We start from the raw sequence: 17,352 nt of genomic DNA, 5'->3' as shown, positions 1-17,352 counted from the left end.
ACAGCGCCTTGCCTGACAGACCCCACGTACCCGTCAGGAAGGAACCAGCCGCCCATGTCACCCGCACCCCCACGGTGGTCCGGATACGCCACCGCCCTCGCCGCACTCCTCGCGGCCACGCTCGCCGTCCCCGCCGCGGGCCCCGCGCTCGCCGCCGACCCCGAGGCGCGCGCCTCACAGTCCGCGGCCGGACCCTCCGCGGCCGACATCCCCGCCGCCGACTACCAACAGGTCCAACTCGCCCTCGGCGCAGCCGAGCTGGGCGAGGCCATGTCGATCGCCGTGCTGCCCGACCGGTCCGTGCTGCACACCGCCCGCGACGGCACGGTCCGGCTGACCGACGCCGCCGGGTCGACAAGGACGGCGGGCAGGCTCGACGTCTACACCCACGACGAAGAGGGCCTCCAGGACATCGCCGTCGACCCGGGGTTCTCGACGAACCGCTATGTCTACCTCTACTACTCCCCGCTCCTGAACACCCCGCCCGGCGACGCCCCCACCTCCGGTTCGGCCGCCGACTTCGAGGCATGGAAGGGCCACCTCAACCTCTCCCGCTTCGTCCTCAAGGCCGACGGCACGCTCGATCCCGGCAGCGAGAAGGTGGTCCTGGAAGTCGAGAGCGACCGGGGCCAGTGCTGCCACGTCGGCGGTGACATCGACTTCGACGCCGCCGGGAATCTCTATCTGACCACGGGGGACGACACCAACCCCTTCGAGTCGAGCGGCTACGCCCCGATCGACGAACGCACCGACCGCAACCCGCAGTTCGACGCCCAGCGCTCCTCCGGCAACACCGACGACCTGCGCGGCAAGCTGCTGCGGATCAAGCCCACGGCCGATGGCGGCTACACGGTCCCGGCGGGCAACCTCTTCGCTCCCGGCACCGCGGACACCCGCCCGGAGATCTACGCGATGGGCTTCCGCAACCCGTTCCGGATGTCCGTCGACAAGAAGTCCGGAGCCGTCTACATCGGCGACTACGGCCCCGACGCCGGCACCACCGACCCGGACCGGGGCCCCAGCGGTCAGGTCGAGTTCAACCGCGTCACCCGGCCCGGCAACTTCGGCTGGCCGTACTGCACGGGCACCAACACGCCCCCGGAGACGTACGGCGAGTACACCTTCCCCAGCGGCCCGTCCGGCGCGAAGTACGACTGCGCCGCGGGCCCGGCCAACAACTCCTTCCGCAACACCGGCCTCGCCACCCTGCCGCCCGCCCAGCCCGCCTGGATCCGGTACGCCGGTGACGCGGGCTCCCCGCCGGAGTTCGGCGGCGGCTCCGAGTCCCCGATGGCCGGCCCCGTATACGACTTCGACGCGGACCTCGACTCCGCCGTGAAGTTCCCCGCCTCCCTCGACGGCCGCTTCTTCGCCACCGAGTACGGCCGCAAGTGGATCAAGCCGGTCGAGATCACGGCCGACGGATCACCGGGCGGCATCGACACCTTCCCGTGGACCGGCACCCAGGTGATGGACTCCGCGTTCGGACCCGACGGCGCGCTCTACGTCCTCGACTACGGCACGGGCGCGGGCAACCAGGCCCTGTACCGCGTGGAGTACCTCGCGGGCAGCAACCGGTCCCCGGTCGCCGAGGCCGCCGCCGACAGGACGTCCGGGCCCACCCCGCTCGCGGTCTCCTTCTCCTCGGCGGGCAGCGCGGACCCCGAAGGCGGAAACCTGACCTACGCCTGGGACTTCGGCGACGGAGCCACCTCCACCGAACCGAACCCCAGCCACGCCTACACCACCGCCGGAACCTTCCACCCGACGCTGACCGTCACCGACCCCGAAGGCCTCACCGGCACCGCCAGTCTGGTCGTGACGGCGGGCAACACCGCGCCCACCGTCACCCTCACCACCCCGGCAGACGGCACGCTCTTCTCCTTCGGCGACTCCGTCCCCTTCACGGTCGACGTCAGCGACCCCGAGGACGGCACGGTCGACTGCTCCAAGGTCAAGGTCACCTACCTCCTCGGCCACGACAGCCACCGCCACCAGATCACCTCGAAGAACGGCTGCTCCGGCACCATCGACGTGCCCGTCGACGGGGAGCACGACAGCGCCGCCAACATCTACGGGGTCTTCGACGCCGAGTACACCGACGCGGGCGGACTCACCGCGCACAGCGACTCCGTCCTCCAGCCCCGCCACCGCCAGGGCGAGCACTTCGCGGCCCGGAACGGCATCGAGGTCGCCCCGCACGGCCCGGCCGGGGGCGGTGCGACCGTCGGCTACACGGACAACGGCGACTGGGTCTCGTTCAAGCCGTACGTGCTCTCGAACGCCACCTCCGTCACGGTGCGGGTCGCCTCGGGCGGCGCGGGCGGCACTCTGGAGGTACGGGCCGGCTCCCCGACGGGCGCGTTGCTCTCCTCCCTGCCCGTCGCCCCGACCGGCGGCTGGGAGAACTTCGTGGACCTCACGGCCGACGTGAACAACGCCCCTGCCGGACCGGCCGAGTTGTTCTTCGTCTTCACGGGACCCACGGGCCGGGGCAGCCTCTTCGACCTGGACGCCTTCACCTTCACCACCCAGGGAGCGCAGGTGAACGACCGATGAGACGATCCCGTACCCGCCGACTCGCCTGCGCCGTCGCCCTCGCCCTCGGGGCCGCCTTCCTGAGCCCCGGCGTCCAGAACGCGGCAGCCGCCGGCCCTTACCAGGTCCTGGTCTTCTCCAAGACCGCCGGGTTCCGCCACGACTCCATCCCGGCGGGCATCTTTGCCTTCCAACAGCTGGGAGCGGAGAACGACTTCACCGTCACCGCCACCGAGGACGCGACCGCCTTCACCCCGGCGAACCTCGCCGGGTACGAGGCCGTCGTCTTCCTCTCCACCACCGGCGACGTCCTGAACGACACCCAGCAGAGCGCCCTGAAGGGGTACGTCGACGGGGGCGGCGGCTTCGTCGGCGTACACGCGGCGGCCGACACCGAGTACGACTGGCCGGAGTACGAGGACCTGGTCGGGGCGTGGTTCCGGAGCCACCCGGCGATCCAGGAGGCCCGCCTCACGACCGAGGACCATCTCCACCCGGCGACCGCGCACCTGGACGACACCTGGACGCGGACCGACGAGTGGTACAACTACCGCTCCAATCCCCGCGACAGCGTCCACGTCCTCCAGTCCCTGGACGAATCCAGCTACAGCGGCGGCGAGATGGGCGGCGACCACCCCGTCACCTGGTGCCACGAACAGCAGGAGGGCCGCTCCTTCTACACCGGGCTCGGCCACACCACCGAGTCCTTCGCCGACCCCGCCTTCCGCCGACTCCTCCTCGGGGGCGTCCAGTACGCGGCCGGAGCCGTCGAGGCGGACTGCTCCTCCGGCGACCCGGGCCCGGACCCGGGCGGTGACAGCGCGGAGGCGGAGGCGTACACCTCCTCCTCCGGCGTCCGGAGCGCCGCCCACGGACCGGCCGGCGCAGGAGCCACCCTCGGCTACATCGACGACGGCGACTGGGCGGGCTACTCCTCCCTCGACACCGCCGGGGCCACCGGCTTCACCGCCACCGTCTCCTCGGCCGGTGCGGGCGGCACGATCGAGATCCGCTCCGGCTCCGCCACCGGACCGCTCCTCGGCTCCGTGGACGTCGCCCCGACCGGCGGCTGGGAGACCTTCACCGAGGTCACCACCGCCCTGACCGCCACCGGGACGGGTCCGCTGTTCCTGCGGTTCACCGGGGGAGCGGGCGCCCTCTTCGACGTGGACCGCTTCACCCTCACCCGCGCCCCGGCCACCGAGGGCGAGGGCTCGTCCAACGTGCACCTCTTCTACTACCCCTGGTACGGCACGCCCGACGGCCCGGCGGGCAGCTGGCGGCACTGGCAGCAGGGCGGCCACACCCCGCCGGACTCCATCGGCGCCGACCTCTACCCGAAGCTCGGCCCGTACGACTCCGGGGACATCGCCGGAGCCGTCGACCAGCACATGGAGTGGGTGAAACGGTCCGGCGCGGGCGTCATCGTCTACAGCTGGTGGGGACAAGGGGGGTACGAGGACGACCTCGCCGGTGAGGTGATGGACGCCGCCGCCCGCCAGGGCATCGAGGTCGCCTGGCACATCGAACCGTACGGCGGCCGCACCGCCGCATCCGTCGTCGACGACATCGCCTATCTGGAGGAGAAGTTCGGCGACCACCCCGCGTTCTACCGGGACGCGGCGCACGGCGACCGCAGCGCGTACTACATCTTCGAGAGCCTGAAGATCCAGGACTGGTCGGCGCTGGAGGCGGTCAAAGACACCGCCATCGTCCTCGCCCAGACCACCGACACCAGCAAGGCCGACCACTTCGGCGGGATCTACACCTACGACGGCATCGCCGGCGCCACCGCCCCCGGCTGGAAGAACGCGGGCGACTACGCCAAGGCCAACGGCCTCGTCTGGGCCCCCTCGGTCGCCCCCGGCTACATCGACGACCGGGCCGTCCCCGGCAACACCACCCCGACCCTCGGCCGCGACGACGGCGCCTCCTACGACCTGGAGTGGAACAACGCCCTCGACCCGGCCGTCGGCGGCGACCCCGCCTGGGTCTCGGTCACCTCGTTCAACGAGTGGCACGAGGGCAGCGCCATCGAACCGGCCTCCTCCAGCCCGCCCCCGGGCCACGGTTACGGGACCTTCGAGGGCGCCTACGGAAAGTCCGGGGAAGCCGCCGAGACGGCCTACCTCGACCGGACCGCGTACTGGGCCGACCGGTTCGAACAGAAGCTGAGGCAGCAGCGCGGGTAGCCCTGCCGGGCCCATGGACGAACGGCCGCGTTCCGGCGGGAACGCGGCCGTTCTCACGCCCGGCCGAGGATCACTCGTCGCGCTGGACGGTCCGCATCCGCCCGTACGCGTACACACACCCCGCCAGCGCCAGATCGGACAGCAGCATGAAACCGATCGCGTAGCTGTCCTTGGCGCTGTAGATCGCGCCCATCACCAGCGGCGGCACGAACCCGCCGAGCCCGCCCATCGCCCCGACGATGCCCGTCACACTGCCCACCTTCGGCTGTGGCGTCACCTGCGAGACCAGGGCGAACACACTGCCGCTCGCGGTGCCGAGCCCGGCCGCCATGGCCAGCAGCGCGATCGTACCGACCGGGTCCAGCGGCGGCTCGAAGGCCTGCACGATCGCCATCAGCGCGGCCAGCAGCAGCGCCGACGAGGTCACCACCGCCGGGTGGACCCGGTCCGAGAGCCAGCCACCGACCGGCCGGAAGACCACCGTGACCAGGGCGAACCCGGCCGCCTTGGTGCCCGCCTCGGTCGGCGACATCTCGTACCAGGTCTTCAGATACGTCGGCAGATAGACCCCGAACGCCACGATGCCGCCGAAGCCGATCGCGTACAGCGCCGACAGCTCCCAGGTCACCCGCAGCTTCCCGGCCTCGGCGAGCCGGTGCGCCAGGGTGTCCGTGGGGATCCTGCGGTCGGAGTGGTCGCTGATCAGGACGGCGGCGAGCAGCGCGAACACCACCAGCGCCCCCGCGACCACGAGGAACGGCAGATCGTCACCGTGCTCGGCGATCCGGGGGGTGAAGTACCCCGACAGCGCCACCCCGCCCATGCCCATGCCGAACACGCCCAGCGCGAAGCCCCGTTTGCGCGGCGGGAACCACGCGTTGACCAGCGGAACGCCGATCGCGAACGTCGTCCCGCCGAGCCCCAGCAGGAAGCCGACCGCGATCATCGCCGCGTACGAGTTCTTCGCCGGGATCAGCAGCAGCACCGGCACGATCGTCAGAGCGGAGACCAGCGGGAACATCAGCTTCGCGCCGTACTTGTCCGTCAGCGCCCCCACCGGGATCCGGCCGAGCGACCCGACCAGCACCGGCACCGCCACCAGGAACGACTGCTGGAACGAGCTGAGGCCCAGCCGGTCCTTGTAGTCCCCGGACATCGGCGCGATCAGATTCCACGCCCAGAAGGTCAGCGCGAAGCCGGCCGTCGCCAGGACGAGATTGCGGTACGCGGCCGGGGACGGCGCCGCTGCCGCCGGTGCGGGCGGCTCGGGGGACTGCTTGACGGAGGTGTCCACACGAGCAAGTCAAGGGGGCGGGCGATCGCACGGCCCGTGGGACTGCGCCGACCGGGCGACAGCGGTCCGCCCCCGGGCTCCCTCAGCCAATATCGTCACAAACTGGGACAATTGCCATATGGATCGGCTGGACAGGGAAATCCTCGGCATTCTCCAGGAGGACGCCCGGATCTCGTACCGGGATCTGGGCGTACGCGTGGGTCTCAGCGCCAACGCGGCGGGCGACCGGGTCCGCCGGATGCGCCGCGACGGGGTCATCCGGGGCTTCACCGTCATCGTCGACCCGGCCGCCGACACCCGTTCGGGCCTGGTCGTCTTCATCGATGTGACGTTGCGCCTCGACACGACGAACGAGGAGTTCGAACGCTCGGTGCTGATGCTGCCGGGAATCACGGAGGTGGTGCATGTGACCGGCGGCCACGACTACCTCCTGCGGGCCACCGCCGCCGACCCGGGGGCGCTGGACAGCCTGCTGCGCCGGCTGAAACGGGAGGCGGGCGTCGCCCACTCGAACACCCGGATCGCGCTGCGGGCGGCCCCGAAGCACTGAGTCCGCCCCGCCGGGCCCGGGATCAGATCGGGGCCTGCCAGGTCACGGTCGTCGGTCGGCCGCCGTCCTCGCCACGCCCGTCGTCCGCGACCACCAGCCGCACCCCGCTCCGCCCGTCCGGCAGCCGGACCGTGGCGTCCACCTCGACCTCGATGGCCGAGACTCCGGGCCTGCGGTGCGCGGCGGCCAGCGCCCCGCGCAGGGCGGCCAGCAGTTCCCGGCCCGTCTCCTCGCCCACCAGCGCGTCCACGGCCCCGGTGAACTGCACGGACGGCGGGAAGCCCAGCAGGGCCGCCGCACCCCCGGTCTCCCGCAGCACCCGGCCCCGGAAGGTGCTCGGGGCGGCGGCGGGCGGCTGCTGGAGCGCGAAGATGGCGGTGCGGACCTCCTGGATGGTGGAATCCAGCTCGTCCACGGCCCGCCCCAGCAGCACGCCGGCCTCCGCCTGCTCCTCCGCCTCCCCGCGGCCCCGGGCGCCCGGGCTCTCCTCCGACGCGGCCCGCCGCCGGGTCGACTCCAGCATCATCTCGGTGGCGAAGAGCCGCTGGACCACCAGATCGTGCAGGTCACGGGCGATCCGGTCGCGGTCCTCGTACACCGCGAGCTGCTCCCGGTCGGCCTGCGCGTCCGCCAGCACCAGGGCGAGGGCCGCCTGTGAGGCGAACTGGGTCGCCAGCAACCGGTCCAGCTCCGTGTAGGGGCGCTCGCCACGCCGCCGGGGCAGGGCGAGGGTGCCGATGAGCCGCCCGCCGCTCTGCAGCGGCAGCATCATGCTCGGCCCGAAGCGGGAGCGTACGCCGGTGGTCATCCGGGGATCGGCGGCCGAGTCGTCGATGAAGACCGGTTCCCCGCCGAGCAACTGCACGAGCACCGGGGAGCCGGGCTCGATCACCGTGCCGACGATGCCCGCCGGATCGTCCGGCGTCGAAGCGGTGACGATCTCCATCCCGCCCTCCTCCGTCGGCTGGAGGATCACCCCGGCCGACGCGCCCGCCAGCACCCGGGCCTGCTCGGCCACCGTCATCAGCGCGTCGGCCGCGTCGGTGCCGGTCAGCAGGGCCGTGGTGACGGCCGCCGCGCCCGCGATCCAGCGCTCGCGCTGCCGGGCCGTCCCGTACAGCCGGGCGTTGCCGATCGCGATGCCCGCCTGGGCGGCCAGGGCCCGCAGCAGGCCCAGGTCCGTGTCGGTGAACGGCCCCGGCCGCTTTCCGCCGAGGCAGAGGTGACCGAAGACCTCGGTGTGCACCACGATGGGCGCCCGGAGGAAGCTCGCCTCCGCCTCCGCCTCCGCCTCCGCCGTTCCGGTGGTGTACAGGGCGTCGATCCGGTCCCGGTCGGGTTCCAGCACCGCGAGCGCACCGTGGCGGGCCCCGGTGAGAGCCGTCGCGGTCTCCACGATCTGCTGGAGGGTGGAGCCCAGGTCCAGATCGCTGCCGACGTTGAGGACCGCCTCCAGAAGCATCGGCAGCCGCCCGACGGCGGCATCGGCCTCAGCCGGTTCCGGCTGGGCCCCGGTGCTGCCCGGCCCGCTCCCGGCCGGTCCCGGCTCCATGGTCCCGGGCGTCCGCGCCGACGCGCTCACCCCGCCAGCGGATTGAGGACCATCGGCTGGATCTTTCCCTCCAGCATCGCGCCCAGGCCGAGTACCGAGCAGACGTCGGGGCGTTCGGCGATGTGCACCGGCATCCCGGTCGCGTCCCGCAGCATCTGGTCGAGGCCGGGGAGCAGCGCGCTGCCGCCGACCATCATGATCCCGCGGTCGGCGAGGTCGGCCACCAGGTCCGGCGGGCAGTCGCGGAGCACCTTGCCCACCCCGTCGAGCACCGCGGTGAGCGGGGTGTTGATGGCCTGGCGGACGGCGGCGGTGTCGACCTGCACCGTGCGGGCCAGACCGGTCGCCACGTCGCGGCCGTGGATGTCGGTGAGGGCGGGACCGGTCAGCTGGAGCCCGTTGCCGTGAAGCGCCAGCTGGAGCGGGCGCACCGACTGGCTCGGCAGCAGCAGCTCGTGGTGCTGGCGCAGGTACTGGATGACCGCCTCGTCGATCGCGTTGCCGCCCACCGGGAGCCGTACGGCGGTCACGATCGAGCCGAGGGAGAGCACCGCGATCTGAGTGGTGGCGGCCCCGCACGCCATGATCATGGTGGCGGTCGGCTGCTCGACCGGCAGCCCGCAGCCCACGGCCGCCGCGATCAGCGTGTCCACCAGCTCGACGCGGCGGGCGCCGAGCCCGACCAGGGTCTCCACCGTCGCCCGCTGGGCCAGCGGATCGGCCTCGTGCGGGGTGCAGGCGGCGGCGCGCAGCCGGGGCTTGCGGCGCAACTGGCGGCGGAGCTTGTCGCCCAGCAGATGGCGCAGCATCCGCTGGGCCATCTCGATGTCGACGACGGTCCCGCCGGAGACCGGGCGGACCACCCGGATGTACTCCGGGGTGCGGCCGGTCATCTGCTCGGCGAGCGCGCCGACGGCGATGAGGGAGCCGGTACGGGTGTTGACGGCGGCGACGCTCGGTTCGTCGACGACGAGCCCGAGCCCCTTCACGTACACCCGGGTCCTCGCGGCCCCGAGGTCGACGGCGACATGGCAACGCTGCAACTGCTCAAGGCTGACGGTCACGGCGGTTCTCCCGAGCGCGCGGATGGAGGGGCACCGGCGGGCGGCCGGTCCCTCCTTGCATGGTCGCGCCGTCCGGCCCGTCGCGCGCGTTGAGATGCGCCGTAAGGGGAGCGGAAGCTGACGGCTCCTCAGCTCACGAGTCCGGCAGCAGCCGCTGGAACAGGCCCCAGGTGAACTCGGCGACCCGCTCCCGGCCGGACTCGGGGTCCGTGACGGCCAGCGACCACCGGGTCGGGGCGCTGCCCTCCATCGGCCGGGCCGGGGGAAAGGCGCGGGCCGCCTCGTCCACGGTGCACGACCAGGGGAGCAGATCCGTTACGGAGGTGAGCTCCGGGCCCGCCGCTCCCGGGGCCCGGACCAGCCACTCGTTCCAGACGGCGCCGCCCGGCCCGGCCGTCACCTCGAACCGCAGGGCGGGCCAGAGCGGCACCGGCCACAGCAGCGCCTCGCACTCCAGGTCGCCGATCCGGCGCGGCAGGATCAGCTCCGGTTCGCCGAGGGCCGAGCGGTAGCGCCGCAGCGATCCGCGTCCCCGGGGCGCCCGCACCATGGCCTGCCAGCGGCGGTTGGCCTCCCGCATGTCGGCGGGGGAGGCGCTCAGTTCGTGCCGGGCGTCCTCGACCAGGCCGGGCTGGAAGTCGGCCATCCGGCGCAGCAGGACCAGCTGGAACTGGAGCGGGCCGAAGGGGGCGGGAGTGCTCATGCCGCCCATCCTCCCGCGTGTCAGGCGTATCGGACCGGCTGTCCCCGGAATTCGACCTTCCTCACACAATCCTCACCTGGGCGGCTTCCCCGGTTGTTCCGCGCGCGCCTAACCTGCGGGCGCCATGGATTACTGCCACCCGTGCCGACGGCATCTCAACGGAGCCCTGGCCTGCGCCGGGTGCGGTACGCCCGCCGAGGCGCTGGGCCCTTATGCGATGCCCGCGGCCGCCGGCCCCGCCCCCGACGAGCCGTACGGGACGGCCGCCCCCGCCGACGAGACCGACGCCCCCCGCCGCACCCGGCGGGACGCCCGGCGCGAGCCCGGGCGGAAGTCCCGCCGCGAGGCCGCGGGCGAGCCTCGCCCCGGCTCCCGGCGGCGGGCCCGCGGCAGCCACCGCAGGCGCGGCCGGACCGTGCTCCTCGGGGCCCTCGGGCTGCTCCTCGCGGCGGGCGCCCTGAGCCTCGCGGAACTGGCCCTGGAGCCCGGGCGGGACGACGCCGCGGCCGACTTCGTCAGCGACGCGCCGGGCGACCCGGCCGAGCCCGCGCCCGCGGAGACCTCCGCCGACGCACCCCGCGACCCCGGCCCCGTCGGCTCCCGGGCCGGGGCGACCACGGGCCCCGGCGCGGACGCGGAACCGGCGGAGGCCCGCAGCGGGAGCCCGGACCCGTCCGGCTCGCCGAGCCCCGACGCCTCCGCCCCGGACGAGCCCACCGCCTCCCCCGACCCCGACGAGGCGGACCCGTCCGACGCCCCGGGCAGCCCGACCGCCGACCCGTCGGGCCCGGGCGACCCGCAGGAGCCGACGACGACCGCGCCCGCACCCCCGCCGCCCCCGGCGGAGCCGACGCCCAGCCCGACCCCGTCCCCGACCTGCACCCGCTTTCTCTGGTGGTGCTCGTAGGCAGTGTGACGACGGGCCTCAGGGGGTCTCCTCGCCGAGCATCCGGCGCAGCAGGTCCCGCAGGACCGTGCGCTCGGCATCCGACAGCCCGGCGAGCGGCTCCCGGGCGAAGTCCAGCGCGTCCCGCAGCTCACGGGCCGTGCGCCGGCCCTTCTCCGTCGCGGCGGCCAGCTTCACCCGCCGGTCGGCCGGATCGGGCCGGCGCTCGACCAGTCCCCGGGCCTCCAGCCGGTCGATGATCCCGGTGACGTTCGACGGCTCGCACTTCAGCCTGACGGCGATCTTCCGCATCGGCAGGGGCTCCAGCGAGAGCAGCCCGAGCACCCGTGCCTGCGCACCCGTGAGGGAGTGCTCGGCCGCGGCCCGGTCGTACTCCTCGTGGTAGCGCGCCACGACGGTGCCGATGAGCTCGACGACCTCAAGGGTCAGGGTGTCTGTACGAGTGGCCATGGACGACAGCGTACCGATTTACTTGACATCATGAAATATTCAGGAGCATGGTTGTTTCATGTAATGAAGCTTTTCGTGCCGTACGGCGCGGAGGCTCACCCCCCCCCGTAGGACATTGAGGAGAACCCGAGCCCATGTCTGCAGCACTTCCCACGTCCAGCCGCGAATGGCACCTCGTCGCCCGCCCGCACGGCTGGCCCAGGGCCGAGGACTTCGCCCTGCGTGAGGCCGCGGTGTCCGCTCCGGCCGAAGGCCGCATCCTCGTCCGCAACAAGTACTTCTCGGTCGACCCGTACATGCGCGGCCGGATGAACGACGTGAAGTCCTACACCCCGCCCTTCAAGCTCGACCACCCCATGGACGGCGGCGCGGTCGGCGAGGTCATCGCCTCGAACGCCGAGGGCTTCGCCGTCGGCGACCACGTCCTGCACGGTCTCGGCTGGCGCGAGATCGCCGACCTGCCCGCCAAGCACGCGGTGAAGGTCGACCCCGACATCGCCCCGCTCTCCGCCTACCTCGGCGTGCTCGGCATGCCCGGACTCACCGCCTACGCGGGCCTGTTCGAGGTCGCCTCCTTCAAGGAGGGCGACGCGGTCTTCGTCTCCGGCGCGGCCGGGGCGGTCGGCAGCCAGGTCGGCCAGCTGGCGAAGCTCAAGGGCGCCTCCCGGGTCATCGGTTCCGCGGGCTCCGACGAGAAGGTCAAGCTCCTCGTCGAGGAGTACGGCTTCGACGCCGCGTTCAACTACAAGAACGGGCCGGTCCGCGACCAGCTCAAGGCGGCCGCCCCCGACGGCATCGACGTCTACTTCGACAATGTCGGCGGCGAGCACCTCGAAGCCGCGATCTCCTCGCTCAACGTGCACGGCCGCGCCACCATCTGCGGCATGATCGCCCAGTACAACGCCACCGAGCCGACCCCCGGCCCGAGCAACATGGCGCTCATCATCGGCAAGCGGCTGCGCCTCCAGGGCATGCTCGTCGGCGACCACGCCCACCTCCAGGAGCAGTTCGTCCAGGAGGTCGCCGACTGGCTGGCCTCGGGCGAGCTGAAGTACCAGGAGACCAAGGTCGAGGGCATCGAGAACGGCTACGAGGCCTTCGTCGGCCTGCTGCGCGGCGAGAACACCGGCAAGATGGTCGTCTCCCTGGTCTGACCCACCGCCTCCCCCCACCGGCCACGCGTTAGGCTCATCCGCAGGCCGTCGCGATCGTGGGCGCGAGTCGCGGCGCACCAACCGGAGGAATCGTCACATCATGACCATCCAGAAGATCGACGTCGCCTACACCGCCGTCGCCACCGCCGAGAACGGCCGCGACGGCCGGGTCTCCTCCGACGACGGTCAGCTCGACGTCGTCGTGAACCCGCCGAAGGCCATGGGCGGCAGCGGCGCGGGCACCAACCCCGAGCAGCTCTTCGCGGCGGGCTACAGCGCCTGCTTCCAGGGCGCGCTGGGCGTCGTCGCCCGCCAGGAGAAGGCCGACATCTCCGGCTCGACCGTGACCGCCTCGGTCTCCATCGGCAAGACCGAGGCCGGCGGCTTCGGCCTGGAGGTCGCGATCAGCGCCTCCATCCCGAACGTCGACGCCGCCACCGCGCAGGCGCTCATCGAGAAGGCCCACCAGGTCTGCCCGTACTCGAACGCCACCCGCGGCAACATCAAGGTCGAGCTCTCGGTCGCCTGACGGCCAAGGCTCCTCGTGAGGACCGCACCCCTCCCAGGGGTGCGGTCCTCACGGCTGTCCCGCACGCCGTACGCTGACGCCCATGAGTGATCTCGGGGCGGGTTTCGGTTACTTGATGAAGGGGCAGCGCTGGGTTGCCCGACACGGACGATGGTTCGGCTTCGGGCTGCTGCCCGGACTCGTCACCCTCGTCGTCTACGCCGGAGCGCTGATCGGACTCGGCTACGGGGCCGACGACCTCGTCGGCTGGGCGACCCCGTTCGCCGACGACTGGTCCTCACCCTGGCAGGGACTGCTGCGCACCGGGCTGACGGCGCTCGTCTTCGTCTTCGGCCTGTTCCTCGCGGTCATCACCTTCACCGCCGTGACCCTCCTGGTCGGCCAGCCCTTCTACGAGTCGCTCTCCGAGGAGGTCGACCGCAGCGAGGGCGGCGGGGTCCCCGAGTCCGGACTGACGCTCTGGCAGGAACTGTGGATCTCCGCCCGCGACTCCGTACGCATCCTGCTGCGCGTCGCCCTGTACGGGATCATCCTCTTCGCCTGCGGATTCATCCCTGTCGTCGGGCAGACCGCGGTCCCCGCGATCGGCTTCTGCGTCTCCGGCTACTTCCTGGCCGAGGAGCTGACCGCCGTCGCCCTCCAGCGCCGGGGCATGGTCCTCAAGGACCGCCTCGCCCTGCTCCGCGGCCGCCGGCTGCTGGTGCTCGGCTTCGGCGTCCCGCTGGTCCTGTCCTTCCTGATCCCGTTCGTCGCGGTGTTCCTGATGCCGGGCGCCGTCGCCGGGGCCACCCTGCTCGCCCGCGACCTGGTCGACCCGGACCCGGCCCCGGCCAACGGGCCCGGCGCCGCCGGCAGCGGTGACGCTCCGCCCCCCCGGGCGTGGTCCGCGTGACCGAGCTGCTGGCGGTCGCCGCCATCACCGTCCTCGCGGTCGTCTCCCCGGGCGCCGACTTCGCCATGGTCGTCCGCAACAGCTATCTGTACGGGCGCACCACCGGCGTCCTCGCGGCCGCCGGGGTCGCCGCGGGCGTCCTGGTCCACGTCACGTACACGATGCTCGGCGTCGGGCTGCTCATCGCCTCCTCGACCGCCCTGTTCACCGCGGTCAAGCTGGCCGGAGCCGCCTATCTGATCTACATCGGGGTGCGCACCTTCCTGGCCCGCGCCGACCTCGACGTCGATCTGTCGGACCGGCCCGGGCTCTCCCCGTTCGGTGCGCTGCGCAGCGGCTTCCTGACCAACGCGCTCAACCCGAAGACGACCCTGTTCGTCGTCGCGACCTTCACCCAGGTCGTCGGCCCCGACACGGCGCTCTGGCAGCAGGCGGGGTACGGGCTGTTCATGTCCGCCGCCCACCTCGGCTGGTTCGCCCTGGTCGCGCTGTTCTTCTCGCACTCCCGGCTGCGCGGCGCGATGCTGCGCCGTCAGAAGGCCCTGAACCGCTCGATCGGCTCGGTCCTGGTCGGCCTCGGCGTCACCCTGGGCCTGGCCCGCTGAGCGGAGCGCCCGGACCGGAGCGCCTCAGCGCACCGAGAACGCGTACTCGGTGCGCGAGGCGAACCCCTCGCCCGGCCGGAGGACCGTCGAGGGGAACTCCGGCCGGTTCGGCGAGTCCGGGAAGTGCTGGGTCTCCAGCGCGATCCCGGCGCACGGCCCGAACGGCCGCCCGTCGAAGTGGTCGGCCGTGTACAGCTGGAGCCCCGGCTCGGTGGTCCGCACCGTCAGCACCCGCCCGGACCAGGCGTCGTACAGCTCGGCGGCGACGGCGTCCGCACCCCGGGCCCCCTCCTGAAGCACCAGGTTCTGGTCGTACCCCGCGCCCACCGCCCGCGTCTCCCGGAAGTCGAACCGGGTCCCGGCCACCGGCAGCAGCTCGCCGGTCGGCACCGACGCCCCGTCCACCGGGGTGAAGTGCCCCGCCGCGATCCGCAGTTGCTGCCCCAGCGCGCTCCCGCCGTCCGCACCCGCCAGGTTCCAGTACAGATGGCTGGTCGGGTTCAGCACCGTCGGCGCGTCGGTCACCGCCCGGTAGTCGAGCACCAGCGCCCCGCCGGTACCCAGGGTGTACGTCACCGAGAAGTCGAGCCGCCCCGGATACCCCTCGTCCCCGTCCGCCGAGACCAGGGACATCCGCACCCCGCCCGGCACCGCCACCGCGTCCCACACCCGCTTGTCGAAGCCCCTGGCCCCACCGTGCAGATGGGTGTCGCCCTCGTTGGCCGTCAGCCGGTGCGTACGCCCGTCCAGCACGAACGACGCGCCCCCGATCCGGTTCGCGTACCGCCCGACCACCGCGCCGAAGTACGGGCCGGGGAACTCCTCGTAACCCGCGACGTCCGGCAGCCCCAGCGCCACCGGAGCCCGGGAGCCGTCCCGGCCCGGCGCCCGAACCGACTGCACGATCGCGCCGTACGTCAGGATCCGCACCCGGACCCCGTCCCGCTCCAGCGTCCACCGGCGAACGGGCGTCCCGTCCGCCAGCGCGCCGAAGTCTTCCGCCTGTACCGCCGTGTCCGTGTCCGCGCCGCTGGTCATGGTCATCGACCCTACGCGGGCGGCTGTGCGGCCGTGACGTTGCGGTAGGCGATCTCCGCCAGCCTGGCCTGGCCGTCGCGGCTCGGGTGGAACCAGTCCCACGGGCTGAGCTGCGCCCCGGTGAACCGGAAGTCGAACACCGCCCCGCCGTCGTAGCGGCAGTGGCGGTCCTTCGCACACACGTCCCGCAGCACCTCGTTGAAGGCCACCACCCGGTCCTGCACCGCGTCCCGCCGGGCCACGGCGGCGGGCCCGAGGTCGTCCGCGTCGGCCAGCATCGACTGACAGATCCCGAGGTCCCAGATCTTCTTGCCCAGCTCGTTCACCCGCCCCGTCGACCAGAGCCGTTTCAGGTCCGGCACGCTGGAGACGTACACCTGCGCCTTCGGCGCCCCGGCCCGCAGCTGCCGCATCGACGCCTCGAAGGACGCCCGGAAGTCCGCCACCGGCGTCATCAGCCGCACCGAGTCCCGGCATGCGTCGTTCGCGCCCGTCATCACCGTCACCAGCTCCGGCCGCTCCTTCGCCGCCCGTGCCATCTGCTCGGGCAACTGCACCATCCGCGACCCCGACACCGCGTGGTTCCAGCTGCGGTCCGCCGCCTCCGACGGGCCGAGGAGCCGGACCGCGAGACTGCGCACCGTGTCGTCCGTGCCGGTCGCCCACGACACCTCGGGGCAGTCGGCCAGCACCGAGCACGCGTCGAAGCCCCGGGTGATCGAGTCCCCGACCGCCGCGATCGACCGGGGCCGGGGGTTCCAGTCCGGGGTGGGGGAGGGGGGCGGCGAGGCGCTGCGCGAGGCGGCCGGCGCGTCGTGCGACACGCCGCCCTCCGGGCCGCCGCCGGAGCATCCGGCCAGCGCGGCGGCGCCGACGAAGGAGAGCGCCGTCAACGCGGCGGCAGCGGTACGCATCCGTGGGCGTGTCGCACGCTCCGGCATCGGTCGGATCCCCTCCGGTCACCCTGTGGCGTATGCCTCTGGACATGCCCCCGGCAAACACAGGATCCCCAGGTCGGGGCCGTGCGCGCCCTGCCGGGTGAAACCCGGCGAATCAGGGGCCTGAGACCGACGGTACGTCACACGGACGGCCCCGGCGCACGGTAGCTTTTCCCCGTCGAACCAGTGGCGTTCCGCCCGGCCGCGCACACACGGACGGCTCCGGTACATTACGTCAGGTCACATACTGTCCCTTTTCAGGAGATTAACTCCCGATGCTGTTTACTGATGACAACCTCGGGCTCTGGCCGGAAAGAGGCGGTACGGACGCGAGGCCGCTGGGGAAGGCGTACCTCGTCCCACACGGGAGGTTCCGGTGACGACACGTGGAGTCCTGTACGTTCACTCCGCACCGCGCGCGCTGTGCCCACATGTCGAGTGGGCAGTGGCGGGCGTCCTCGGAGTGCGGGTCCAGCTGGACTGGATCAGACAGCCGGCCGCCCCCGGCACCTGGCGGTCCGAGTTCTCCTGGAAGGGCCGCGCCGGCACCGCCTCGCAGCTCGCCTCGGCCCTGCGCGGCTGGGATCTGCTGCGCTTCGAGGTGACCGCCGAGCCGTGCCCCACCGCCGAGGGCGAGCGCTACAGCTCCACCCCCGGCCTCGGCATCTTCCACGCCGTCACCGGCATGCACGGCGACATCCTGGTCCCCGAGGACCGGCTGCGGGCCGCCCTGGCGCGTTCGGCGCGCGGCGAGAGCGACCTGGAGGCCGAGATCGCCTCCCTGCTCGGCAAGCCGTGGGACGACGAGCTGGAGTCCTTCCGCCACGCGGGCGAGGGCGCGCCTGTCCGCTGGCTGCACCAGGTCGTCTGATTCCGGGGCGCGATGCAAGCCCCGCCGACGCTCCTGATCCCGCGGTGACCGGCCGCGTTTCAAGCCCCTCCGGCG

Annotated in this window: 16 protein-coding genes; 9 read left to right on the top strand and 7 right to left on the bottom strand. The window is 72.7% G+C overall.

Annotation, left to right across the window (positions count from 1 at the left end; translation table 11 throughout):
- Positions 1 to 54 precede the first annotated feature (54 nt).
- Together RNL97_RS09630 and RNL97_RS09625 are read left to right on the top strand one after the other, a co-directional pair.
- Positions 55 to 2,559: a PQQ-dependent sugar dehydrogenase gene (locus RNL97_RS09630; protein ID WP_313750580.1), complete on the top strand. Its 2,505-nt coding sequence runs from the start codon at positions 55 to 57 to the stop codon at positions 2,557 to 2,559.
- Complete coding sequence (locus RNL97_RS09625) at positions 2,556 to 4,730, top strand: glycoside hydrolase family 99 protein (protein WP_313750579.1); 2,175 nt, start codon at positions 2,556 to 2,558, stop codon at positions 4,728 to 4,730. The genes RNL97_RS09630 and RNL97_RS09625 overlap by 4 nt, the downstream gene beginning before the upstream one ends.
- 70 nt (positions 4,731 to 4,800) lie before the next feature.
- Here RNL97_RS09625 and RNL97_RS09620 read toward each other — a convergent pair whose 3' ends face one another.
- Positions 4,801 to 6,024: a nitrate/nitrite transporter gene (locus RNL97_RS09620; protein WP_313750578.1), complete on the bottom strand. Its 1,224-nt coding sequence runs from the start codon at positions 6,022 to 6,024 to the stop codon at positions 4,801 to 4,803.
- A gap of 118 nt (positions 6,025 to 6,142) precedes the next feature.
- Between RNL97_RS09620 and RNL97_RS09615 the strand changes: the two genes are divergently transcribed.
- Entirely contained in the window at positions 6,143 to 6,574 is a 432-nt protein-coding gene (locus RNL97_RS09615) for an Lrp/AsnC family transcriptional regulator (protein ID WP_030577666.1), read from the top strand.
- 22 nt (positions 6,575 to 6,596) lie between these two features.
- On the opposite strand, the gene RNL97_RS09610 is transcribed toward RNL97_RS09615, so the two are convergent.
- The 3 genes from RNL97_RS09610 to RNL97_RS09600 all read right to left on the bottom strand — a co-directional run bounded on the left by RNL97_RS09610 (position 6,597) and on the right by RNL97_RS09600 (position 9,893).
- Positions 6,597 to 8,126, bottom strand: a complete 1,530-nt coding sequence (locus RNL97_RS09610; RefSeq protein WP_398866332.1) for a sensor histidine kinase — start codon at positions 8,124 to 8,126, stop codon at positions 6,597 to 6,599.
- 26 nt (positions 8,127 to 8,152) lie between these two features.
- On the bottom strand, positions 8,153 to 9,190 hold the full coding sequence (gene mreB / locus RNL97_RS09605) for a rod shape-determining protein (protein WP_030577671.1): 1,038 nt from the start codon (positions 9,188 to 9,190) through the stop codon (positions 8,153 to 8,155).
- A 133-nt stretch (positions 9,191 to 9,323) separates the two neighbouring features.
- Positions 9,324 to 9,893: a hypothetical protein gene (locus RNL97_RS09600; protein ID WP_313750577.1), complete on the bottom strand. Its 570-nt coding sequence runs from the start codon at positions 9,891 to 9,893 to the stop codon at positions 9,324 to 9,326.
- Positions 9,894 to 10,017: 124 nt separating this feature from the next.
- Here RNL97_RS09600 and RNL97_RS09595 point away from each other — a divergent pair, with 124 nt between their 5' ends.
- Positions 10,018 to 10,800, top strand: a complete 783-nt coding sequence (locus RNL97_RS09595; RefSeq protein ID WP_313750576.1) for an SCO2400 family protein — start codon at positions 10,018 to 10,020, stop codon at positions 10,798 to 10,800.
- An 18-nt stretch (positions 10,801 to 10,818) separates the two neighbouring features.
- Here RNL97_RS09595 and RNL97_RS09590 read toward each other — a convergent pair whose 3' ends face one another.
- Positions 10,819 to 11,250, bottom strand: coding sequence for a MarR family winged helix-turn-helix transcriptional regulator (locus tag RNL97_RS09590; protein WP_030577677.1), 432 nt, complete (start codon positions 11,248 to 11,250; stop codon positions 10,819 to 10,821).
- A gap of 134 nt (positions 11,251 to 11,384) precedes the next feature.
- On the opposite strand from RNL97_RS09590, the gene RNL97_RS09585 reads away from it, so the two are divergent.
- The 4 genes from RNL97_RS09585 (at position 11,385) to RNL97_RS09570 (ending at position 14,430) form a co-directional block, all read left to right on the top strand.
- Positions 11,385 to 12,404 carry an NADP-dependent oxidoreductase gene (locus RNL97_RS09585; protein ID WP_243313972.1) on the top strand — a complete coding sequence of 340 codons (1,020 nt, stop codon included), beginning with the start codon at positions 11,385 to 11,387 and terminating at the stop codon, positions 12,402 to 12,404.
- A gap of 100 nt (positions 12,405 to 12,504) precedes the next feature.
- On the top strand, positions 12,505 to 12,933 hold the full coding sequence (locus tag RNL97_RS09580; protein WP_006124225.1) for an organic hydroperoxide resistance protein: 429 nt from the start codon (positions 12,505 to 12,507) through the stop codon (positions 12,931 to 12,933).
- Positions 12,934 to 13,015: 82 nt separating this feature from the next.
- A complete protein-coding gene (locus RNL97_RS09575) occupies positions 13,016 to 13,825 on the top strand; it encodes an EI24 domain-containing protein (RefSeq protein ID WP_030577682.1) in 810 nt (269 codons plus the stop codon).
- On the top strand, positions 13,822 to 14,430 hold the full coding sequence (locus tag RNL97_RS09570) for a LysE family translocator (protein WP_030577685.1): 609 nt from the start codon (positions 13,822 to 13,824) through the stop codon (positions 14,428 to 14,430). The genes RNL97_RS09575 and RNL97_RS09570 overlap by 4 nt, the downstream gene beginning before the upstream one ends.
- A gap of 24 nt (positions 14,431 to 14,454) precedes the next feature.
- Here the strand turns inward: RNL97_RS09570 and RNL97_RS09565 are convergent, their stop codons facing one another.
- Together RNL97_RS09565 and RNL97_RS09560 are read right to left on the bottom strand one after the other, a co-directional pair.
- On the bottom strand, positions 14,455 to 15,474 hold the full coding sequence (locus RNL97_RS09565) for an aldose epimerase family protein (protein ID WP_030577688.1): 1,020 nt from the start codon (positions 15,472 to 15,474) through the stop codon (positions 14,455 to 14,457).
- Positions 15,475 to 15,479: 5 nt separating this feature from the next.
- Positions 15,480 to 16,382, bottom strand: a complete 903-nt coding sequence (locus RNL97_RS09560) for an SGNH/GDSL hydrolase family protein (RefSeq protein ID WP_030577691.1) — start codon at positions 16,380 to 16,382, stop codon at positions 15,480 to 15,482.
- A gap of 400 nt (positions 16,383 to 16,782) precedes the next feature.
- On the opposite strand from RNL97_RS09560, the gene RNL97_RS09555 reads away from it, so the two are divergent.
- Entirely contained in the window at positions 16,783 to 17,277 is a 495-nt protein-coding gene (locus RNL97_RS09555; RefSeq protein WP_030577700.1) for a DUF3145 domain-containing protein, read from the top strand.
- Positions 17,278 to 17,352: the final 75 nt, after the last annotated feature.

Origin of the sequence: Streptomyces parvus (genome assembly GCF_032121415.1) — a bacterium.
Taxonomy (GTDB): Bacteria; Actinomycetota; Actinomycetes; order Streptomycetales; family Streptomycetaceae; genus Streptomyces; species Streptomyces globisporus_A.
This window is presented reverse-complemented; position numbering and strand designations above follow the sequence as displayed.